Source organism: Pelagicoccus enzymogenes (genome assembly GCF_014803405.1).
Lineage (GTDB): Bacteria > Verrucomicrobiota > Verrucomicrobiia > Opitutales > Opitutaceae > Pelagicoccus > Pelagicoccus enzymogenes.
Window position 1 is genome coordinate 304574 of the sequence record NZ_JACYFG010000061.1, and the last position, 16390, is coordinate 320963.

At 55.1% G+C, this 16390-nt stretch carries 10 protein-coding genes; 6 read left to right on the forward strand and 4 right to left on the reverse strand.

The window, feature by feature from the left end; translation table 11 throughout:
* The first annotated feature begins 6 nt into the window (after positions 1-6).
* The 5 genes from IEN85_RS24115 to IEN85_RS24135 all read left to right on the forward strand — a co-directional run bounded on the left by IEN85_RS24115 (position 7) and on the right by IEN85_RS24135 (position 3318).
* Positions 7-261 (forward strand): hypothetical protein, encoded by a 255-nt coding sequence (locus IEN85_RS24115; protein WP_191619676.1) that lies wholly within the window; start codon positions 7-9, stop codon positions 259-261.
* A 43-nt stretch (positions 262-304) separates the two neighbouring features.
* Positions 305-586: a hypothetical protein gene (locus tag IEN85_RS24120; RefSeq protein WP_191619677.1), complete on the forward strand. Its 282-nt coding sequence runs from the start codon at positions 305-307 to the stop codon at positions 584-586.
* A gap of 54 nt (positions 587-640) precedes the next feature.
* The gene (locus IEN85_RS24125; protein ID WP_191619678.1) at positions 641-1174 is read left to right on the forward strand and encodes an ATP-binding protein; all 534 of its coding nucleotides are present in this window, start codon (positions 641-643) and stop codon (positions 1172-1174) included.
* 135 nt (positions 1175-1309) lie between these two features.
* Complete coding sequence (locus IEN85_RS24130) at positions 1310-1675, forward strand: VanZ family protein (RefSeq protein ID WP_191619679.1); 366 nt, start codon at positions 1310-1312, stop codon at positions 1673-1675.
* Between the two features lie 236 nt (positions 1676-1911).
* Positions 1912-3318 carry a glutamate-5-semialdehyde dehydrogenase gene (locus IEN85_RS24135; RefSeq protein WP_263597571.1) on the forward strand — a complete coding sequence of 469 codons (1407 nt, stop codon included), beginning with the start codon at positions 1912-1914 and terminating at the stop codon, positions 3316-3318.
* A gap of 41 nt (positions 3319-3359) precedes the next feature.
* Here the strand turns inward: IEN85_RS24135 and lnt are convergent, their stop codons facing one another.
* The 3 genes from lnt to IEN85_RS24150 form a co-directional block, all read right to left on the reverse strand.
* Positions 3360-4952, reverse strand: a complete 1593-nt coding sequence (gene lnt, locus IEN85_RS24140) for an apolipoprotein N-acyltransferase (RefSeq protein WP_318187014.1) — start codon at positions 4950-4952, stop codon at positions 3360-3362.
* A gap of 110 nt (positions 4953-5062) precedes the next feature.
* A complete protein-coding gene (locus IEN85_RS24145; RefSeq protein ID WP_191619682.1) occupies positions 5063-8329 on the reverse strand; it encodes a VCBS repeat-containing protein in 3267 nt (1088 codons plus the stop codon).
* A 98-nt stretch (positions 8330-8427) separates the two neighbouring features.
* Positions 8428-12288: a TonB-dependent receptor plug domain-containing protein gene (locus IEN85_RS24150; protein ID WP_191619683.1), complete on the reverse strand. Its 3861-nt coding sequence runs from the start codon at positions 12286-12288 to the stop codon at positions 8428-8430.
* A gap of 501 nt (positions 12289-12789) precedes the next feature.
* Between IEN85_RS24150 and IEN85_RS24155 the strand changes: the two genes are divergently transcribed.
* Positions 12790-13350, forward strand: coding sequence for a P-loop nucleotide/nucleoside kinase family protein (locus IEN85_RS24155; RefSeq protein ID WP_191619684.1), 561 nt, complete (start codon positions 12790-12792; stop codon positions 13348-13350).
* Here the strand turns inward: IEN85_RS24155 and IEN85_RS24160 are convergent.
* The gene (locus IEN85_RS24160) at positions 13347-16334 is read right to left on the reverse strand and encodes a response regulator (RefSeq protein WP_191619685.1); all 2988 of its coding nucleotides are present in this window, start codon (positions 16332-16334) and stop codon (positions 13347-13349) included. The two genes, IEN85_RS24155 and IEN85_RS24160, sit on opposite strands and share 4 nt — an antisense overlap.
* Between the last annotated feature and the right edge of the window lie 56 nt (positions 16335-16390).

Genomic DNA, 16390 nt, shown 5'->3' on the forward strand with positions numbered 1-16390 from the left:
AGCCCGATGCCCCGTTCGAAGTATCCACCCCTTCGTTACGCTTACGCTTCGATCCTCTCCTTGTTGGCCCTTCTCGGCACTACAGCGACTCCAGTTGAAAGGAACCTCAGAGGTATCCCCTACTACAACGTTTTCATCGCTCGCGATTTTGACAGCGGAGCTTCGCCCGTCTTCGTCACGACTGCCTCCGGTGGAACGGTTTCCTACGGCGACAGGAATTGGATTTCGCTCTACGACGGAACGACGTGGCACAAGGTCTAGCAAAGCAGCAATACCTCAAAAAAGATCCCCTGCCTACTTTGGGATGAGGACGGCACAATCTACGCCGGAGGCATTTTACCTGTTCGGCGAACTCACCCTCAACGCTCACAACAGACCCGCGCTGTCGACGCTCGTCGCGCAGGATAGCTTCCGCAACGGGGAATCCGGCAAGCGCGGTATCACGATTGCCGACACAGCGATCGACGACAGAAGCGCTATCATGGCTTCCGAGCGAAAAGGGATCTTTCGCTATGACGGCACAACCCTCTCTCGATCGTACCCAAACTTTAAATACTCCGCTGACCACCTCACGACCGATATCTAGCGAATAAAGGAAGATCGACTTGTCGTCGCTTCTATCGGAGGAGGGATCACCGTTTTGGGCAGCTCTGGAAACACCATCGAGTCCCTCGGACCTGAAGCCGACTACCGTTTTCAAAGCGCTCGCGCAATTACGGTAGACCGATCCGGAGCCGCCTGGGCCATGTTCAGTAACTCGCTGGCAAAGATTCTGATGGACTCCCCTCTCACTGCCATCGACGAGCGCAATTACGACTGGGACCTTATTTCGACCACCGACAAGCACCTGGTCCTCGACGTCGTCATAAACCTGATCAAGAACGCGACCGAATCCATCGCGCACCTTCCCCCCCCCAAGAGAGGCAAATCGCTTTTAGCTGCCGCGCCATACCCCCCAAGCGGAATCGCTATTTCGATCTCAGACAATGGCTCCGGCGTCGATCCGGAAACTCAGTCACAGCTTTTCACACACGGCTTCACCACCAAACCCGATGGACACGGGTTCGGACTCCACGGGAGCACCAACGCGATAAAAAGCGCCGGAGGGAAACTGAGTCTGGAGAGCGCGGGGCCAAACCAAGGAGCTACCGCCACGATCACTCTCCCGCGCTAGCTGCACAGCCTTCAGTTCCATGAGTCCGGGCCGATTAAGAGGTTTCGGATGAAAAGCCCTTCCAAAGACGCAGCGATACGGAAACGCGCGCCCTCCAGCGCGCGACCTTGGATTCCTGTCTTATTCGCTGCGATCATGCTATCAGCCTATTCCATCAAAAGCGGTCCCACCGCCCCCATCATCAACTTAAGCTGGAGGGACAAGGTCGACCACTTTTGCGTCTACGGGTTACTCGCCGTCTTGGTCTTCCAAGCCCTCCCAGAGAGGGTCCAAGGCACCAAGAGGTGGCTGATCGCGTTCGTTGCCGTGAGCGCTTTCGGACTATGGGACGAAACCCTTCAGCACTTCAATCCCGCACGCACCGGAGACCCTCTCGATTGGCTGGCCGACAGCTTGGGCGCCCTGACCGCTGTCGTGATATGCGCCGCATTTCCGAGCGCGCAAAAGTGGGCGACTTGGAACTGTCTGACCTTGTTCCCGAAGCGGGTTAACCGTAATTGATATTTAGATACAACTAGGCTTCCACAAACCTGCGGGTATTCCCCGCGATCTTGGATATTCGCTTCATTCACTCAAGACAGCGACAATGGGTCGAGTTCCAGCCTAAATGGGAGCTCATGCAAGCGTTGCTGTGGGCAATTCGAAAAAAAGCCCGAACCCGAGACAAGCATCTTGATACCATACTCGAGGCCAGCGCCTAAGCCACTGGCACCTCCCGAGTTACCAAGCGAAAGCGAATGTATATTCGCGCGAAAAAATGCAGCCTTTTTCCAAGGCGGGACCGTGCGTTTTCAGAAAGACACGTGACAAAAGGCAGCGTTCGATGCAGGGTCCTAACCTTGCAACCCGTTAACAATCTTATGAGTACAGAAGTCACAGACATCGCCAGCCAAGTAAAGCAGATCGCCCTCGACGCAAGAGCGGCGTCGCTCACTCTCGCAAACGTATCGAGTGAATTGAAAAATAAGGCCATCCTACGGCTTGCCGAGCTGATCGAAGAAAACGTTCCGGCACTCGAACAGGAAAACGCCAAGGACTTAGCGGCCGGCAAGGAGGCAGGCCTCACAGGCGCCATGCTCAATCGACTGGAGCTTAACGATAAACGCATCTCAGGCATGGTGGAAGGAGCTCGTCAGGTAGCTGCCCTACCGGATCCCGTCGGCGAATCGCTCGACACCTACCAGCACCCACAAGGCTTCACGATCGAAAAGGTTCGCGTGCCAATCGGCGTCATCGGCATCATCTACGAATCTCGTCCGAACGTGACCGTCGATTGCGCCATCCTCTGCTTGAAGAGCGGAAACGCTAGCATCCTGCGCGGTGGCAAAGAAGCGTTTCACACCAATACCGCCCTAGCGAAACTCGTCTCCCAAGCCTTGTCGGAAACCGGCTTGCCTGAAAAGGCGGTACAGCTCATCCCAACCACGGACCGCGCCGCCATGAATACACTGCTCAAGCTAAACGAGCAAATTCAGTGCATCATTCCACGCGGCGGCGAGGGGCTCATCCGCTTCGTCTCGGAAAACTCGACCATCCCCGTGATCAAGCACTACGACGGCATCTGCACGCTATTCGTCGACAAGGCCGCAGACGTGGCCATGGCCGAAAGCATCGTCGTCAATTCGAAGACCCATTACCCGTCAGTCTGTAACGCTGGAGAGAATCTTCTCGTCCACCGTGACGTAGTGGAATTTCACCTACCGCAAATAGCGCGCGCCTTGGCGGCCAAGGGGGTCACCTTGAAGGCCGACTCCGAAGCCGCAACGGTACTGGAAAACGCTGGCATCGACTGCGAGCCGGCAACCGAAGAGGATTGGTCGACCGAATACCTCGACCTCATCATTTCCATCAAGGTAGTCGCAGACGTGGACGAGGCCATGGCCTTCATCAACAAGTACGGAAGCTCCCACAGCGATGCGATCATCACCGAGGAAGCCGAAACTGCCACTGCGTTTCTCAACGGGGTCGACTCGTCCACCGTCTATTGGAATGTGAGCACTCGTTTCACCGACGGCTTCGAGTTCGGCTTGGGAGCCGAGATTGGCATATCCACCGATCGGCTTCACGCTCGTGGCCCCATGGGTCTGCGCGAGCTATGCAGCTACAAGTACAAGGTCGTTGGCAAGGGTCAGATCAAACCTTGATCGCCCCCCAATAGAGAGAGAAATTTCGAAACGGCCGCCGACTAGGTGGCCGTTTTTTTGTCGACGAAGATGGGGGCTATCCAGAGGCAAAGGCCAAAAAGCAACCAGCAGGTCCAAACGAACCAGTCTCCGTGCTTCACGTAAAAGGTCTCCTTTCCAACCCAGCGTCGATCGCGGGAAATCTTGAATACAGTCGTCGACTGGATCCAAGGATCCAAAGAGTTCCGAACGCTTCCATACTCGTCGATCCATCCCGTCCATCCATCGTTCCCCACTCTCAGCACGGGGCGACGCGTCTCAATCGCCCTCAGGACCGAGTGAGCCTTGTGCTGAGCGGCAGCCCCGCTTTTTCCATACCAGGCGCTGTTAGTAGCGACAAAAAGAAAGCTCGCGCCTTCTTTCACAGATTCCCTGGCCAAGCTCGGAAAGACGTCTTCAAAACAGATCAAAGATCCCACACGCAAACTCGTGTTCTCCAGGTTCAGAGGCAGCAACTGAGGCTTCTTGCCTGGTAGAATGTCTCCGTTGATAGGGACCACTTTCTCCATCCACGGCCAAAAGGATCTCAACGGAATGTACTCTCCAAACGGCACAAGATGCTGCTTGGAATAATACAGAGGAAATAGCCCATACTCGGGACGAACTTGGAACACGCTGTTGTACCACTCCAGTGCGCCTTCCTCGCCTTCGATTCCCATCGCTCCCGCGAAAATCGGCGCTCCCACCCCGGTTGCCAATCGCGTCGCCCACGCTTGCATAGGTCCGTCATCATTAATCGGATACGGCAACACGGTTTCCGGCCAAAAAACCGCATCCAAATTCGGGCTCTTGCGCGGCAAAGTCAGCCACTCGAGCTGTTCGAGAATCTTGCGCTCGAACGCGAGGTCCCACTTCTGGTTCTGCGGGATGTTGGGCTGGATGACCGCTGCCTGAAACGCATGCTCTCTCTGTTGGCCCGAACTCAAGCGGAGGAGCATAAAGCTAATCGCAACGATGAAGGACAGAGCCAGGTAGAACTCGGGACAAACCCCTCGCTTGCGCGTGCGAGCGTACCCCACCAAACGTATCAGATAGGCCGCGATACCAAAGTTTAGGAGTACAAGGGCGAAGGAAACGATCCAGCTTCCGAATATCGACGCGCTCTGCAGGACGATCGGCTCGTCGACCTGGCTTGCCGATAACGGCAACCAAGGAAATCCTGTGAAGATGTGCGTTCTTAAATGCTCGACGATCACCCAAAGCGCCGCGGCGCCGAGGCTAGGAGCAACACCTTTCCAAAGGCCTTCCCCTCTTGCTCGGCTGAACAACCATGCCGTCCCGACAGCCCAAAGAGCGAAGTGGGCGCCCACAATCCCCGCGAGAGCGATCATCCCAGCCCACGTCACATGATGTAACCAAAAGATGAGTACTGTCCAAGCTAGCCAGCCAATGCCAAAGCTCGTCCAGAAGACCGAGCGGAAAGATGGCGAGAAACTCAACCATACGGCGAATGGTACCAGGAAGACGAACGCCGCCTCGTTGACCTCGTACGGAGGAAAGCAAGCCACGTAAAAAAGAGGCGTGAGCGCCCAGCACAACGCATACGCCATTTTCTGGCGATTCGCTTCAAACCATTCCGCGACCTGTGTGACCATGAGCAGACTCTGCGGATTCAACAGCGCTGGGCGAAGCACAAAACGTGAGGCTACGACAAATTCGGTATAGAACTGGACGCGAAGGGCTCGCTCCGACGCAAGCAAGCGACCTACTCAACTATCCCCGATCGGCCCAGAGAGAAAACCTTCAGCTCCCCTTCGTTGAGCGACAGCAGCAGCTCCTTGCGTCCATCACCATCTAGGTCCCCACAAGCAAAACGACGGGGCACCCCATTGATCTCCAATCCTGACTCTCTGGGCAACAAAGCCTCGAATCCCCGTCCTGCATTGTTCCTCAAGAGGATGACATGTCCCTTGAGCGGGCGATCAACCCAGAGATTGGGAGCCCTCGGCTCTAGGCTGAGGACGAGATCTTCCCAACCATCCTCGTCGTAATCCAACGCCAAGATATCGACCATCTCCCCTGTTTGAGCCCACCAAGGCAACTCCACGGGGGTGAAACGCCCCGCTTCCTTCTGCAAAAGCGCTATCGATCGGGTTTCGTTGATTTCAAAGCGCTGGCAGCGTTCGAGTAGTTCATTCGTGAAGATTTCCGACACCTCCTTGCGAGCATAATCCGCTATAGAATCCGTCGTGGCCTCCAGCAAACCGGGGAACTGCGCTGAATTCAAAATCCGGCTCTCCAAGGGCAACAAGCGGCCCTCGTGGGTAAAGCAATTGATGTAAACATTGTCCCATGATGGATCCCGCGGGACATAAAGAACCCAAGGCGACTCATCTGTTGGGACACGCCTCAAATTCAGCCCCCAATTGCCAAGAACGATGTCCGTACGCCCGTCGCCATCGAAGTCTCCGCTGGCAATCGAACGCCAAGCTCCTTTCAGGCTCCCAACATCGACGACTGCGTCCTGACGCTCTAAACCCGAATCGCCCATTTTCCAAAAGACTGGGCTTCCCCACCGTACAGCTTGCACGAGGTCCATTTTTCCATCTCCTGACCAATCAACAGCGAGCAAGCGGCTAGTGTTTCCAGAACTACCGAATGCCTCCGAAAAGGGACTACGATCATCGAGCTCAAAGCCATTATCCGCTCTCAGCCAAACAAGATTTCTCTCGTGAAACGGATACTTCCTCGCGACGCTACCGCTCGCTTGCAGCAAGTCTCCATCTCCATCTCCATCCACATCGATCAAGAGCAAATCATTGGTAGGGGTCGCAGGAAATTCAGGAGCATGCCTCCAAGCTTTGAATTCCAAACTGTCGCTATCGAACGAATACACTCTATCTTTGTAATACTCGTCTCCTGCATCGAGCTCCTCTCCGCCGGAGCCCACAAGCAATTCCATTCGACCATCCGCATCGAGATCGATCGCTACCAATGAAGAGTCTTCCGAATCGAAGTCGTCTTCAAACGCCTCTTGGCGAGCATAGGCCAAACGCCGTCCCTTTTCGTTGATAAACACCTTGGTCTCGTGTCCTGTGGCCCCGCCCATCACCAAATCCAGATCGTCATCGCCATCTAGATCAACTAGCTGAATTGGAGGCCCCGATCGAAATTCGACCTCAGGCTTCAACATTTGCATCGGATACAATCGATAAACGTCCTCAACCGAATTCGCCTCTTTGGACACCGTAAGGTCGGAGGGAACAAAAACGGTCTCAGTCTCTTCGATGGGACTTATTCCATTGTCTTTCTCCTCAATCAAATAGCGATTGCCGGAGAGCAATGAACGAACGGTCTGACGCGATCCACTGGGCCATTCAATTTCGAGACGGTCAATCTTCTGTCCTCTCCCCAACCCAAAATGAACGTAAGGTTCGTCGGTTGAAAGGTATCCACGAGCCAATGACACTTCTCGACAAAGTATTCCTCCTCCTAGAAACAATTTCAGCTTAGCGCCGATACCGAAACGATTTGATGAGACACCCTTTAAGCCTATCGAAAGACTCTCCCCCAAAGCCAGATCGTTCCTGTAAAGCGTGGGAGCCTCGTTCAGGTTCGACAGGACCAGATCCAAATCTCCATCCAAATCGAAGTCCGCAAACGCTGCGGAAAAGCTAACCCCTAGTTTCGCCAGGCCGACATCTTTCCCTTCCTCTTCAAAGCGAAAGCCACCCTTGTTTCGATACCACAAGTTAACTTCTTCGTAGAGCGGCGCTTGCTTGAAATACGCCATCCTCTGCCAACCTGTGCGAGCCTTCTCCGATTTCATCCCTAGGTCGCCGTCATGGAAAGCTCTGATCATTCCGTTGTTTACATAAACATCCTGCAGCCCGTCATTATCCAAGTCGGCGATGCGAACCGCCCAAGTCCAATCCGTCGCGGCCAAACCAGCCTGTCTCGCAATTTCAACCTGCTGCGACTTCCCTATACGAGTCGACAGCATGTTGTGCATATATTGACTCACGGAGCTTCGCGAAGCATGGATAGATTTGGTTTCGATAGAGGCAACCGTTCGCTGATGTTTCTCTGGATCAGCAGCGGCCATTTCTCCTACGAACAATTCTGAATAGCCATCGTTGTTCAAATCACCAAAATCCGCCCCCATCGCAGAGTAAGGAGAACTAACGAGTTCGCTTGCGATAACATCCGAGAACGTTCCGTCCTTGTTATTCAAATACAAGCGATCCGCCGCCTCGAAGTCATTCGCAACATATAGATCAGGCCAATTGTCGTCATTGAAGTCCCACCAAAGGGCCGCGTGACCTTGTCCCCTACCAGAAATACCTGCCTTCTGGGTGACGTCTACGAACAGCCCGTTCCTGTTCTCATATAGAAAATCCGGCATTCCTTCCGCAAAGCCCGAAGCAGTAAGAAAGTTGCACTGCAAATATAGGTCCAAATCGCCATCCCTGTCGTAATCCGAAAAGGACGGCGCATTAGATCCCGTCGAGATATCCAAGCCCCAAAGAGAAGCAGACTCTTCAAAATAGCCGCCACCATTATTTAAATACAATTCGTTAGGAAACCCTGTATACGTGACGTAAATGTCCAAATCGCCGTCGTTATCGATATCCAGCATCGCGACGCCCGCCCCAATCTTGCCGAGGCTGTGGATGCCTCGAGCACGCCCTACCTCCCGAAACCGAAAATCTCCTTCATTCAGGTAGAGCCGGTTATCACTGTCTTTTCCGACCGCAAAAAGATCGGCGAGCCCATCTCCATCCACGTCGCCGAGAGCTATGCCCGAGCCAATAGTCCCTAAAAAGTACTGGTGCCAGAGAGTTGTCCAACGCTTGGGATGGGTGTATTCGTTAACGTGAATTACCCCTGAGTGCTCCGCCTGAATCGCGACGAACCCACTCCCGTCAGATTCGCTGTTCCGAAAAGGCGAGACCTCAACGACCTTCGCGGTGGAGGCGATGGCGACTCCTCCGAGTCCAAGAATGATCCCTACCTCACGCAACCACCTCATTGTTACATTAAAGAATCCAAGTATCTGATGGGTTGTTCAAACGAAAAGCGCCTCCCCGAAAAAGGGAGGCGCTGAAATAAATTTCCTAAACTAGTCTCTTAGAAAGAGAAGGTATTGGAAAGGAACCACGACGGATCACCGTCTAATCGGTACTCTGTTATCGAACCGTCAGGATTCACCGCCAATGGAATCAATCCTCCATCAGCTAAGACATCCCGAACGTTCAACTGGATTCGCCAGGTGATGTCGTCGTTGAGGTCCACAGAATAGCTTGCCCACAGGTCGATGGAATCCTCGGACGGACCATAGAAAGGTCGGGTGATATCGTATTCGACCACCTCGTTGCCAGATTCAGTGACGCCTCTGGATTGAGGATAGCCAATTACGATCTCATCCTGCCAGCGGTAGCTACCTCCCACTCCAAGTCCCTTGAACTTACCGTCGCGGAAATTGTAGTTCGTTACGAGGTTGTAGCGCCACTCGCGGAGTTCGTCCACGTTCGTGCCTTCCTGCTGCAGCGCGAGCTGGTAGCTGGAGTAGAACTCAGCATTCCAACGAGTCTTGAGCGTGTTGGCACGGTCTCCAGACCACCATAGACGGATATCACCGTTGTCGCCGTTATGGATTTCGTTACGTGCGTCGACCCAAGCCTTCAAGCTACCTGCCAGGTTGTCTCGCACTGCTTCCGTTCTGGAGGCGTTGAACGCGATGTTCCAGTTTTCAACCGGATTGTAGGTGAGCTCAAACTCCGTGCCTTCCGACAGAAGGTCAGAGGTCGTAGTGAAGCCTGCTGGCTGAGCGCCTGTGGACTCGCTCCAAGGATCCCACCAGCCGTTTTGCCAACGGGCATCGGACTTGGTCGCGCCCCAAGCATCCCAGAACTCTTGCGGAGCTAGGTTTTGCTCGAGGTTAGTGAGAGCACGTTCTTGCCAAGCTTGGGCCTCTTCCGCGGTTTGGTCGCGGGAAGCCTCGCCGCGGGCCGCTAGATAGGATTCCCATGGAGCATCACCTGCTTGGTATGGGCTGTTCGCATAACCGCGCCAGCTGTCGCTCCATCCTGGGACTCCGTCAAGGAAGGCCTTGTCACGCATACCAGCCGCGAAGAGGCTAGTTTCAGCGGTACCAACGTACCACAGGTTGCGAAGCGGGAACGTCGCGCCGTTTACGAGCGTTTCGTATTGAGTAACCTTCAAGCTGAGGCGGTCGTCGAAGGAGCGGATCAAGAAACCGTAGTCTTCCGTGATACCAGTCGGAGGAGCGATCGTCCTATTCATGTGGTCGACTCGCGTTTCCGCGGGCTGGAAGTTCGAAGACTCGTTCCAGAACACACTGACCTTGGTGTTACCGGGCAGTTCGGGAAGGAACTGGTCAAGGTGCACTACCAAGCTCTTGGATTCGTTGTCGTCTTCGAAACGGTCAACGCTACCGAGCGCTGCAGGAGCCAAGGCCGCCGCATCCTCAGGGGTGTAGCTCAAGTAGTTGCCTCCCGTTTGCGGGAACGGCGTGTTGCCCGTAGGATCGAAGATGTTACGAGGATCGTCAGGAATACGCGGAGCTGTTACGTTGTACTTGAGCACTTCGTCTTCGCGTACGCCGTAGGTACCAACGATGGCACCACCCCAGAAGAATCCTTGCCAAACAGCTGCCTGAGAAGTCACCTCCTCAGTCTGGGAACGCGCAGTCGTGACCAGATTGAGGCGATCACCCTCGGTATCTACGAGAATATCGATCGGACGAGTCGTCCATCCCACATAGTTGCCAGGGTTGTTCTGCTCGTCGCTGTATTGCTCGTCCCAAACGTGGTACCAAGTCTGGCTCTCGAGGTAATCCACATTGCGTGTGGACGGGTTCGCCCAAGTGTTGTCCCAGTAGTTGATGACGTCGATGCCCTTAGGGTTAAGCCTCGGCAGTGGCTGCAAGTTCAGCCCCTGAGGACCGGACGTACCGATGACAGAAGGTCCCATATAGACGGCCGTCATGACTTCGGAGGTGTTATCCGCCATGCCAGGCAGACCTTGGTAGGCACGGAATGAGTCGTCTGCGAGCCAGTTCTTAAAGCCCATCTCGTAGAACGTAATGTCATCGGAGGACTTCAAAGCAGTGAGACGTTGCTTGCCGATGAGCTTTCCTAGGAAGGAGTCTGACTCAAAGAGATCGTCTTCGCGCAACTCGGCAGTTGCAGTGAACCGGTAGCCGTCACGCTCACGCTCGTTCAAGTTACTGCTACCTTGCGTACGCTTGAAGATAACAGGACGCCCAACGTTGGGGTTTGGAGTCACCAGGTCGCCCAAGGTCTCGTTGACGTCGATCGTGATTTCAGGCGACCAACCGAAGGGGCTGGACTGGCCGTACTTGTAAACCTCGTTGTTGATCGCAGCCTCGAAACCAAGACGGTTGTCGAAGAAGGTTTGCGCGACCTTGAGGTTCAAGACCCGGAAGTCCTGCATTTCGCGCTTGTTGTCTCCGTCCAGCAAGTGGTTCTTGTAGTCGAAGATGGAGCGATCCCAGAGACGTTCCGCATTATAAACGCCGATGTCCGCCAAAGGCAGTCCAAGGGTTCGGGCTGCGGCCGAAGTGGATGCCGGCGACATGATGGAGCGGTAGAAGACGTGTCCAGTACCACCAAGGTCACGGACGATCTGTCCATTGTCTACGGTGAGTACGTTCGCGTCTTGGGATGAGATACCTGGAATCCACATGTCCGTAGGATTGCCGTCTCCCGCGTCTGCGTTGGCGAAGTAGAGGACAGGGCCATCCGTGTAGTTTTCCCCGTACCATGGGTGGTTGAAACTGATCTGGTTAAGGATCGGTACTTCGCGCATGATGGGTACCTCGAAGCGGTTCGGATCATCGGGGTTGTCGTTATTCCAACCCGTTCCCGCTTCTACCCAAGTCGTTGGGACACTGGAACCTCTGACGTGCACTGACACTGGAGTCGACCCCAGTACAGGACGGCCGTCCTCGGTGTAAACGAGTCCCCCTTGCGTGTTGTAGGGCGCGTCATCGCCATAAATCGCGTCTTTAACAGACTGCGGATAGGCTCCGAAGCTAAGCGGCTGGTTGGTAGGAAGCCAAGCGTCTGTTGTCGAAAACGCCAAGGGGCTACCCGTGATCTGAGCCGGCAAATCGCCGAACGTATTCCAGAATCCCGACATGCGGTCGACTGGAGGGCGGGTGCGCGGGCGGTTCGAGTTGATGGAACCCGACTCGAAGTTACCGGTGAAGGTCGTGAGAGCGTTGTCCGTCTTCAGGAACTTCGGCTCGTACTTCAAGGCGACGAAGAAACGTTCGTCCTCCGCCCAAGCTTCTTCCTGGCGGTACTTGTCGTCTTTCTTAACAGCTGCGACACGCACTCCGAGCTCATCTTCCAAGATGACGCGGTTGACGTTGACGTGGGCGCGAGTGGAACCGTGACTTCCGAAGCGGATCTGAACCTCGCCTTCGTTAGTGTAGTTCGCAGAGTCTGTAGTGTTGTTGATGATACCAGCAGGACTTCCGAGACCGGAGAGGATCGCGTTCGGACCGCGCTGCATGTCGACGCGGCTGACGTTGTATCCATCCCATGGGACATCGGAAAGGAAGTAGTCGCGGGTATTGTCCGCAGCTTGCAGACCGCGGACACGAGTGTTGGCGTTCGGGTTGAGGAGGCTCAAACGCTCCTCACCTGCGAAGTTACCTCCAATGCCGCCCACTTCCGTGCTCGTCGTATACTGGAGAAGCGATGCGTTGTCGACGGCACCCGTGTCCCGAAGAAACTCTTCGGTGATAACAGAGATGGCGGAACCTACGTCCTTCAAATCTGTGCGGATACGCGAACCTGCCAAAGTGCTGGTAGCACGATAGCCCTGATCCTCGGAACCCTCGACCGTAAACGGCGACAGTTCGAAGATTTCCTCATCCTCCTGGTCGTCTTGCGCGAAACCGAGAGGAGCAACTAGAAGCGCGGCGCCACAGAGCATTGCCTGTGCCCCACGTCTAGGCCGTAGGTATCTATTTGTCTGTTTGATATTATTGTTCATGGTTGTCTTTGCGGTAGCTTGGAACCCAACGAACCACAGCAATCCATGTACACCGAGTACGAGAATGCGGATGGGCTCAGGGGGTGCCTAAAAATCAGTGCGGTAGCTGAAAAAACTTGGGGTGGAATTTGATAGGGGCAGTTCCGGGGCCGGGAACTAAAGTGCGATTCTAGGAAAACAATCCTAACTGATCGTGCCTATAAAACAGCACCTCAGGGGCCCCACTGTCAACCCAATTGAGGGTATTTCCAGCAAGAATGCTCGAACGTTCAAAAAAAATACAACTTTCGTAAAACACTGGTTTACATCAACCTACACGGTGTAAATTTGCGATAAACATCCTTTTTAGCCCGTTAAACATTTGCTCTTACTATACACAAGACAGGTAGGTTCTCAAATCCAGTGAATAGATCTCAAAAACACCTTCTCCAAACGCCCTAAATGCCACGTACCAACACCCTTTATCTCGTCACCGGCATGCCGGCGGCTGGCAAATCTACCTTCGCCCGGAAACTCGCGGCCCGCACGGGAGCCTGCCTGCTGGACATCGACACCTGCACGGAAACCATAGTGCAAGCCGCAATGGAACGGATAAGCGGCGAGCCCAACGACCGGGACAGCCCTACGTTCAAAGAAACCTTCCGAGAGCCGGTCTACGATACGCTCTTCGCGATCGCGGCCGAAAACCTACCTCACACCGACGTTATCGTCACAGGCCCCTTCACCAAGGAGCAAGCCCGCCCGCATTGGCCCCGGGAAATTCGCTCCCGTCTAGGAGCTCCCTGCGACGTCAAATGCGTTTTCGTCCACTGCTCGCCCGAGCTCCGCAAGCGACGACTCATCGAACGAGCGAATCCACGCGACGAGCCAAAGCTCAAGAACTGGGAGAAGCACCTCCAGTACTACGACCCGGATGCCTTCCCTGCCTATCCTCACTTCGCGGTCGACACCGCAGCTCCCAAGAGCTTCGAGACGGCCTTGAACGAGGGCTTGTTGGACTAGGGCTGCTCCCTGCGAAAAATCCGGCCAAGCGCCGCCCTGAGGTCCTCAGGAACCACCGGCTTGCTCACATAGTCGTCCATCCCGGCCCGCAAACACGCGTCGCGATCTCCATGCATGGCGTTTGCGGTCATGGCTACGATCGGAATCTTCGACCGCCAGCCGTCCATCTTACGAATCCGCCTAGCCGCATCCAATCCGTCCATGATCGGCATCTGCCAATCCATGACGATGGCGTCTAGCTCCTCGCAACGTGAGACCAAATCGACCGCTTCTTGCCCATCGCCCGCCACCAGGCACGACACACCCATGGTCGCGAGGATGCGGGACGCGACCTTTTGGTTCACCGGATGATCCTCCACCAGCAAAACCTTGTAGCCGGCGTAGATGCCATCGTCCTCCCTTTCAAGGCTCCGATCGTTGAGCTCTCCCCCCGGTGCACCCAACTTCCGAACGCACCGTTCCAATTCAGATCGACTGAACGGCTTGTCTACAGAGTCCGCCAAGGAAGCCTTCACGCTGGGATTCAAGGCATAAGCCCGCACGGAGCTGGCGAAAGAGACGACTCCATTGAGAGCCGGAACCTTCATTCGCACCAAGTTCTTGAGCAGCTGCTCGTGAGACAATCCGTGTACCTGCCCGGCGAATACGACCACCTGCCCTGATTGCTCCGCCAGAGCGACCTCCAATTCTTCCAAGCCCTTGTACAAACGCGACTCGATTCCAAGCCAGCGCAGCTCCGCCTGCAACATCTCGCCGTGCGGCCAATCGTTATCGACGACGAACCCCGCCCACCCCGTGGCCAGCGGTTCCTGGCTCCTCCTCCCTTCGGTCCTTGGCGCCTTTTTCAAAAGCACCGTGAAAGTAAATTCAGATCCCAAGCCCTGCTTGCTGGATACTGCGATCTCCCCCTGCATCTTGTCACAGAGACGCTTGCTGATCGCCAAGCCTAGACCGGTTCCGCCAAATTTTCGGGTCGTCGTGGAATCGACTTGGCGAAACGAATCGAATAAGTTTTCGAAGGCCGACTCCGGGATGCCGATACCGGTATCCTTGACGCAAAACTCTAGCCGCTGATGCGTATCGGACTCCTCGATACACTTGCCTGCTATATCAACGCGGCCCGAGATCGTGAACTTGATGGCGTTAGAAGCGAGGTTCAGCAAAATCTGCCTGAGGCGACCGGGGTCGCCTAGAAGGCGCCCTTCCACTTCCGTTTGGAGGTAACAACTTAGCCCCAAGCCCTTCTCCTCCGCCTGCACCGCAATAATCTTGGACAACTCCTCCATAACCTGCCGCAAGTCGAAAGCAACTTCCTCAAGATCCAATTCGTTAGCTTCTATCTTAGTGAAATCCAGGATGTCGTTGATCAATGAAAGCAGCGACTCCGAAGAGGTGCGGATCGCCTCCACAAAGTTTCGCTGATCCTTCGACATCTCCATCTCGCTCAACAAAGCCGTCAAACCAATGATCGCATTCATCGGCGTGCGAATCTCGTGGCTCATCGACGCAAGAAAAACGTTCTTCGTTCGGCTTGCCGTTTCAGCGGCAAGCTTGGCCTCCTCCAGACTTGCATTGCTGGTCTTCAATTCAGCCAAAGCGGCGTTCAACTGATCCGTGCGCCGATTGAACCAATACGCGATCCTCCCCAGCTCGTCATCGCCCTCCAGTCCTAAGCGCGCCCCGCTTGGTCCTCCCAGCGCCAGTTTCCTCACCTCGCCGCGCAGGGCCTTTACCGGCGAAAATATGCTGAACCACAGGTAAGCGTAGAGCAACAAGCAGATGAGGGAGACGACCCCCAAGACCGTTTTCGAAACCCGCCCCACAACGTTGGCGACTGCCTTGTCGGAGTACGCCGCGGGCATGGCCACTAGAACTTTCCAGTCCGTCGAAGGCACAGAGAAAAGGCTGATCAAAGAGCTTTGTTCGAGGAACAGCTCCCCTTCGAGCCGGAACTGCTCAACCTGAGCCTCCATACCTTTGCGGGACATCAGAGACTCCGCGATCCGCAAGGCCTCCGCCTCATCGATCTGGTAAGATTCCGAGGCAATCTTCGACGCCAGCCAAGTCGATTCGCCCACCACAGCGCTGCTGAGTCCCTCCTTCCCCACTGTGCTGAAATTCTCGATACGGGCCGCAATGCGACTGAAAAATTCGCTTTCCGGAGCGACTTCTCCCACAAGCCGATACTCGACCACCTCGTTGCCGTCCTTATCCGTTTGCGAGCGTTTCCCAAGCGCGGCGTCCGGAAAAGAAATGAGACGATTATTGCGGTCCACCGCGAACGCGTAGCCGTCCACATGCTCGGCCTGTTCCGCCATGAACTCCGAAATTCCGTCCAAACGCAGGTCTACCGTGGCAACACCCGCGAACTGCCCGTTTCTCCAATAGGGGGCCGTACAGGTGACCATAGGGACAAAGGAATAAGGGTCCATGTAGGACTTGGACCAATACACTTCCCCTTTTTTCAAATAGCGGGCTGGCACGTACCATTCCTCGTTGTGATAACCCGCGCCGCTAGGCTCATTGTAGTCGTCGTAGTAAACCAATTCGCCTTTGGCGTTTCGCGACCAGAAAAACGACCGACGGTTAACCCCTTCTTCGAACGCACCCGGCTCCGGCCAAATCCCTCCTCCCGCGATCAAGCGATTTTCGGGGGGCACCCCTTCTTCCGAATTCAAAAGCTCGGGAAGCACCTTCCCATAAATCGCCTGCTCGCGAGGCAAGGCCTCCGCCAAGTTTGCTAGCGAACGCGTCAGGGCCTCCGTACCAGACACCCGCTCGCCCAGCTTGAGCACGATTTTCTGCCCGATCTCGCGATGCAGCTTTTCCGCTTGCTGTACCAAAGTGCGCTCCGCCGCCGCTTGGATGGCGAGGTATGTCGCAGCGATCACCAACACCAAGAACACCAGCAAGCCGATAAACACGCGTACGGACAATTGCCGGAAAGCTGGGGTTTCGGTCTCCTGTGGGGATTGGGACGCCATGGGGCAAGGTCAGAAAAGGAAGGATAGAGATATCGGAAATCACTTAGTGGCAAACG

Coding starts and splice junctions, on each gene's coding strand:
- IEN85_RS24115 (WP_191619676.1), top strand. CDS start 7: ATGCCCCGTTCGAAGTATCCACCCCTTCGTTACGCTTACGCTTCGATC.
- IEN85_RS24120 (WP_191619677.1), top strand. CDS start 305: ATGAGGACGGCACAATCTACGCCGGAGGCATTTTACCTGTTCGGCGAA.
- IEN85_RS24130 (WP_191619679.1), top strand. CDS start 1,310: ATGCTATCAGCCTATTCCATCAAAAGCGGTCCCACCGCCCCCATCATC.
- IEN85_RS24135 (WP_263597571.1), top strand. CDS start 1,912: ATGTATATTCGCGCGAAAAAATGCAGCCTTTTTCCAAGGCGGGACCGT.
- lnt (WP_318187014.1), bottom strand. CDS start 4,952: ATGGTCACACAGGTCGCGGAATGGTTTGAAGCGAATCGCCAGAAAATG.
- IEN85_RS24145 (WP_191619682.1), bottom strand. CDS start 8,329: ATGAGGTGGTTGCGTGAGGTAGGGATCATTCTTGGACTCGGAGGAGTC.
- IEN85_RS24150 (WP_191619683.1), bottom strand. CDS start 12,288: ATGCTCTGTGGCGCCGCGCTTCTAGTTGCTCCTCTCGGTTTCGCGCAA.
- IEN85_RS24155 (WP_191619684.1), top strand. CDS start 12,790: ATGCCACGTACCAACACCCTTTATCTCGTCACCGGCATGCCGGCGGCT.
- IEN85_RS24160 (WP_191619685.1), bottom strand. CDS start 16,334: ATGGCGTCCCAATCCCCACAGGAGACCGAAACCCCAGCTTTCCGGCAA.